General features: G+C 63.2%; 3 protein-coding genes and 1 pseudogene. 3 read left to right on the forward strand and 1 reads right to left on the reverse strand.

Annotated elements, in window-relative coordinates; all coding sequences use genetic code 11:
* Nucleotides 1–229 precede the first annotated feature (229 nt).
* Nucleotides 230–1,039 (forward strand): class D beta-lactamase, encoded by an 810-nt coding sequence (gene blaOXA / locus EOA38_RS28820; protein WP_126093448.1) that lies wholly within the window; start codon nt 230–232, stop codon nt 1,037–1,039.
* Nucleotides 1,040–1,045: 6 nt separating this feature from the next.
* On the opposite strand, the gene EOA38_RS28825 is transcribed toward blaOXA, so the two are convergent.
* Entirely contained in the window at nt 1,046–1,882 is an 837-nt protein-coding gene (locus EOA38_RS28825; protein ID WP_127300829.1) for an SAM-dependent methyltransferase, read from the reverse strand.
* A gap of 241 nt (nt 1,883–2,123) precedes the next feature.
* Here EOA38_RS28825 and thrS point away from each other — a divergent pair, with 241 nt between their 5' ends.
* Both thrS and EOA38_RS28835 read left to right on the forward strand, forming a co-directional pair.
* Nucleotides 2,124–4,097: a threonine--tRNA ligase gene (gene thrS, locus EOA38_RS28830; RefSeq protein ID WP_127300830.1), complete on the forward strand. Its 1,974-nt coding sequence runs from the start codon at nt 2,124–2,126 to the stop codon at nt 4,095–4,097.
* A gap of 77 nt (nt 4,098–4,174) precedes the next feature.
* Nucleotides 4,175–4,484: pseudogene (locus tag EOA38_RS28835) on the forward strand (glycerol acyltransferase); the annotation flags it as partial.

The following is a 4,484-nucleotide window of genomic DNA, read 5'->3' on the forward strand; positions in this document are numbered from 1 at the left end:
CCGGAGACGCTTGCTGAGCGTTATGTCTGGTTCATGCCGTGGCGCTACTGGCAGATCGGCAGGAAACGCGGGCAAGCCGATGGCTGATCGCATCGACGTTTCGCAGGCTGCGTTTACGGTCCGGTAGGGTTAACGACAAGCTGCACAAACACTGCGAATTTGAGACAAAATCGAGACAAGACGCCTCGCTAAGCCGCTCTCCCGTAATCCCTTTCAGGAGTGAGCTTCGATGCGCCAGATGGACCGCTATCCGTTCTTTATTGCCGTTATTCTGTTCCTTCTGGCCTGGATGCTCGGCCTGCCGATGCGGGCGCAATCGGCGCCCCTTGCAGACATCCACTGCACGCTGATCCAGGATGCGGAAAGCGGCGCGACGCTTTACCAGGACGGCGTCTGCGACCGGCGCGTCAGCCCGGCTTCCACCTTCAAGGTGCCCTTGGCGCTGATCGGCTACGATGCCGGCATCCTGAGCGACCAGCACACGCCGAGCTGGGACTACAAGCCCGAGTTCAACGCGGTGAAGCGCGACCGCAAGACGGTAGATCCGACGATCTGGGAACGCGATTCCATCATCTGGTATTCGCGCGAGATCACGCGCCGGCTGGGGGCGAAAGGTTTCGCCGGCTATGTGTCGAAATTCGGTTACGGCAATGCCGATGTCTCCGGAACCGCCGGCAAGGATGACGGCCTGACCAATTCCTGGGTGGATTCCTCGCTCGAAATCTCGCCCGTCGAGCAGGCCGCTTTCCTGCGCCGGCTGCTGGCCGGCAAAATGCCGGTGTCGGAGAAGGCGCATGAGATGACAAAAGCGATTATCCCGAGCTTCAAGGCCGGCGACTGGACGGTGCAAGGCAAGACCGGCAGCACGGCGCTCGATAAGAACAAGCGGTCGGTCGGCTGGTTCGTCGGCTGGGCCGAGAAGGACGGCCGCCGCATCGTGTTCGCCCGGCTGGTTGTCGACGCCAGGCGCGGCGACATGCCGAAGGGTCCCGCGACGCGGGCGGCTTTCCTGAAGGACCTGCCGCGGCTGGTGAAGTGACCGATTTCAGACGCTTCGGCGGGCGCGAAGAATGTGCCCGCCGGAATTGCTCGTCGCGCCGTTTGGGGCTCGCGAAAAACGGGCGGCGATTGCGCCGCTTTTGAGATCTTCGATTTCGTCGAAGCCGAGATCATTGAGGGATTTCGCCAGCGCGCCGGGATCGAAGAAGCTGATCCAGGGCTCGCCGACGGATGCGACGCGCCCGGCATGGAAGGCAAGTGCGGCCTGTCCGGCCGCATCGCGGTTCTCAGCCGGTTCGCTGTAGTCGAACACGACCTCGCAGCCGGGGATGCCGGCAATGTAGGACAGCGTGCCAAAGATCGCTTTCCGAGTAAGATAGGGCACCACTCCAAGCCACATGAAGAAACTCGGCTCAGCCGGCCTCAGGCCGGCGGACGACAGTTCCTCCGACAGAAGCTGGCGCTCGAAATTGACCGGCACAAATTTGGCGCCCGGCGGCTCTGCGAGGCCGGCATCGGCGATGAGCCGGCGCTTCCAGGCTTGCGTTGCCGGGTGGTCGACCTCGAAGACCGCTAGGTCGGGGTGTGGGTTGCGCAGCGAAAAGGTGTCGAGACCGGCACCGAGCACCACGAGCTGGCGGACACCGCGCCGCACGGACGCCGCCAGCCAATCCTCGGCGAGACGGGCGCGCGCCGCCACGAACAGGCGCATGCGGCGGCTGTGCTCGTCTTCCTGCTCGAGCTCCTCTGCCGCCGGGGCGCCGTCACCCAGAATTGTTATGGCGTAGCGGTCGCGAAACAGTCCTGCCTGCGGTGAAAATTGATGCACTGCCCGCAAGCGCGCGACGCGAAGGGCGGTTCGACTGGGTGTGGCGTCTTCCATCCGGTCATCCAAATCCGTCCCCGGACCGTTCGCAAGTCTTCGCGACCAAGCTGCGATATCGCTGGTGACATTTCCTGACGGGGCTCTTTACCTGACGCGACACTGCCTCTAAAACCGCGCCCGCCGGCCATCGTCCATGTGATTGACGCTTCCGGCTGACCCTCTGCATGCTCCAGCACATTCCTGCGACATGCATTTTCACCACCCGCGCTCGTTTGCGGGACTGGATAGGAGACCTCTGATGCTGAATTCCGTTTCCCTGACATTTCCCGATGGCTCGGTCCGCGACTACGACGCGGCGATGACCGGCGCCGGCCTTGCCGAATCGATCTCCAAGTCACTTGCCAAGAAGGCCGTGGCCTATGCGATCGACGGCACCGTTCGCGACCTTTCCGACCCGCTCGGCAAATCCGGCAAGGTCGAGATCATCGCCCGCGACGACCCGCGCGCGCTGGAGCTCATCCGCCACGACGCAGCACATGTGCTGGCCGAGGCCGTGCAGGAGCTTTGGCCGGGAACGCAGGTGACCATCGGGCCGGTGATCGAGAACGGGTTCTATTACGACTTCGCGAGGAACGAGCCGTTCACGCCGGAGGATTTCCCGGCGATCGAAAAGAAGATGCGCGAGATCATCGCCCGCAACAAGCCGTTCACCAAGGAGGTCTGGTCGCGCGAGAAGGCGAAGAAGGTCTTTGCCGAAAGGGGCGAGCGCTACAAGGTCGAGCTGGTCGACGCCATTCCCGAAGATCAGGACATCAAGATCTACGCGCAGGGCGACTGGTTCGACCTCTGCCGTGGGCCACACATGGCCTCGACCGGGCAGGTCGGCAACGCCTTCAAGCTGATGAAGGTGGCAGGCGCCTACTGGCGCGGCGACAGCAACAACCCGATGTTGACGCGCATTTACGGCACGGCCTTTGCCGACCAGGCGCAGCTCGAGGCTTACCAGACGCTGCTGGAAGAAGCCGAAAAGCGCGACCACCGCAAGCTCGGCCGCGAGATGGACCTTTTCCATTTCCAGGAGGAGGGCCCCGGCGTTGTCTTCTGGCACGCCAAGGGCTGGAAGATGTTCCAGAATCTGGTCAACTACATGCGCCGCCGCCTCGACGAGCACGGCTACCAGGAAGTCAACGCGCCGCAGGTGCTGGACAAGAGCCTTTGGGAAACCTCGGGCCACTGGGGCTGGTATCGCGATGCGATGTTCAAGGTGACGGTTGCCGGCGACGATACCGACGACGAACGCATCTTCGCGCTGAAGCCGATGAACTGCCCCGGTCATGTGCAGATCTTCAAGCATGGGTTGAAGTCCTACCGCGAACTGCCCGTGAAGCTTGCGGAGTTCGGCAACGTGCACCGCTATGAGCCGTCAGGCGCGCTGCACGGGCTGATGCGCGTGCGCGGCTTCACGCAGGACGACGCGCATGTCTTCTGCACCGAGGAGCAACTGGCCGCGGAATGCCTGCGCATCAACGACCTGATCCTGTCGACCTATGCCGATTTCGGCTTCGACGAGGTCGCCGTGAAGCTGTCGACGCGGCCGGACAAGCGCGTCGGCACCGACGAGGCCTGGGACCATGCCGAGGCGATCATGAGCAATGTGCTGGAGACGATCCGCACGCGCTCCGGCAATCGCATCAAGATCTCGATCAATCCGGGCGAGGGCGCCTTCTACGGCCCGAAGTTCGAATACGTGCTGAAGGACGCCATCGGCCGCGAATGGCAATGCGGCACCACGCAGGTCGACTTCAATCTGCCGGAGCGTTTCGGCGCCTTCTATATCGGCTCGGATTCGGAGAAGAAGCAGCCGGTCATGGTGCACCGCGCCGTGTGCGGCTCGATGGAACGCTTCCTCGGCATCCTGATCGAGAACTATTCCGGCCATTTCCCGCTATGGTTCGCGCCGCTGCAAGTGGTGGTGGCGACGATCACCTCCGATGCCGACGACTATGCGATGAAGGTCGTCGGGCGGCTGAAGGCGGCCGGCATGCTGGCAGAGGCCGACCTGCGCAACGAGAAGATCAACTACAAGGTGCGCGAGCACAGCCTAGCCAAGGTGCCGGTCATCCTCGTCTGCGGCAAGCGCGAGGCGGAAGAGGAGACCGTCAATGTCCGCCGGCTCGGCTCCCGCGACCAGGAATCGCTGAAGCTCGCCGATGCGGTGAAGTCGCTGACCGACGAGGCGGTCTCGCCGGACCGCAAGCGCCGGGCGGCGTGAACCTCTCCTCCAATGGCGGTGGCATGGTCCACCGCCATTTTCACATGCCTGTCACGCCAAACCTGTAACGAGCCGTCATGCTCAAGCCGAAACTGCGGGAAAGACCCTTTCCCGAGCTCTCTTATGCCAACCAGCATCAGCCGGCGCTGACGCGGTGGTTCATCCATTCGGTCGAAGGGCTCTCGGGACGCGACCGCTTCGCCGTGCTCTATGATTTCTGGCGCCGCCAGGTTGCCCCAACGGGTGAACGTGTGTTCAGCCGCATGCTGGAGCTGATCGATGTCAGGGTGCGCAACGCCACCCAGTGGCCGCCGGTGAATTTGCCGGACACGCCGCTGGTGATCGTCGCCAACCATCCGTTCGGTATCGGCGACGGCATTGCCGTCC

Origin of the sequence: Mesorhizobium sp. M1E.F.Ca.ET.041.01.1.1 (genome assembly GCF_003997355.1) — a bacterium.
GTDB lineage: Bacteria > Pseudomonadota > Alphaproteobacteria > Rhizobiales > Rhizobiaceae > Mesorhizobium.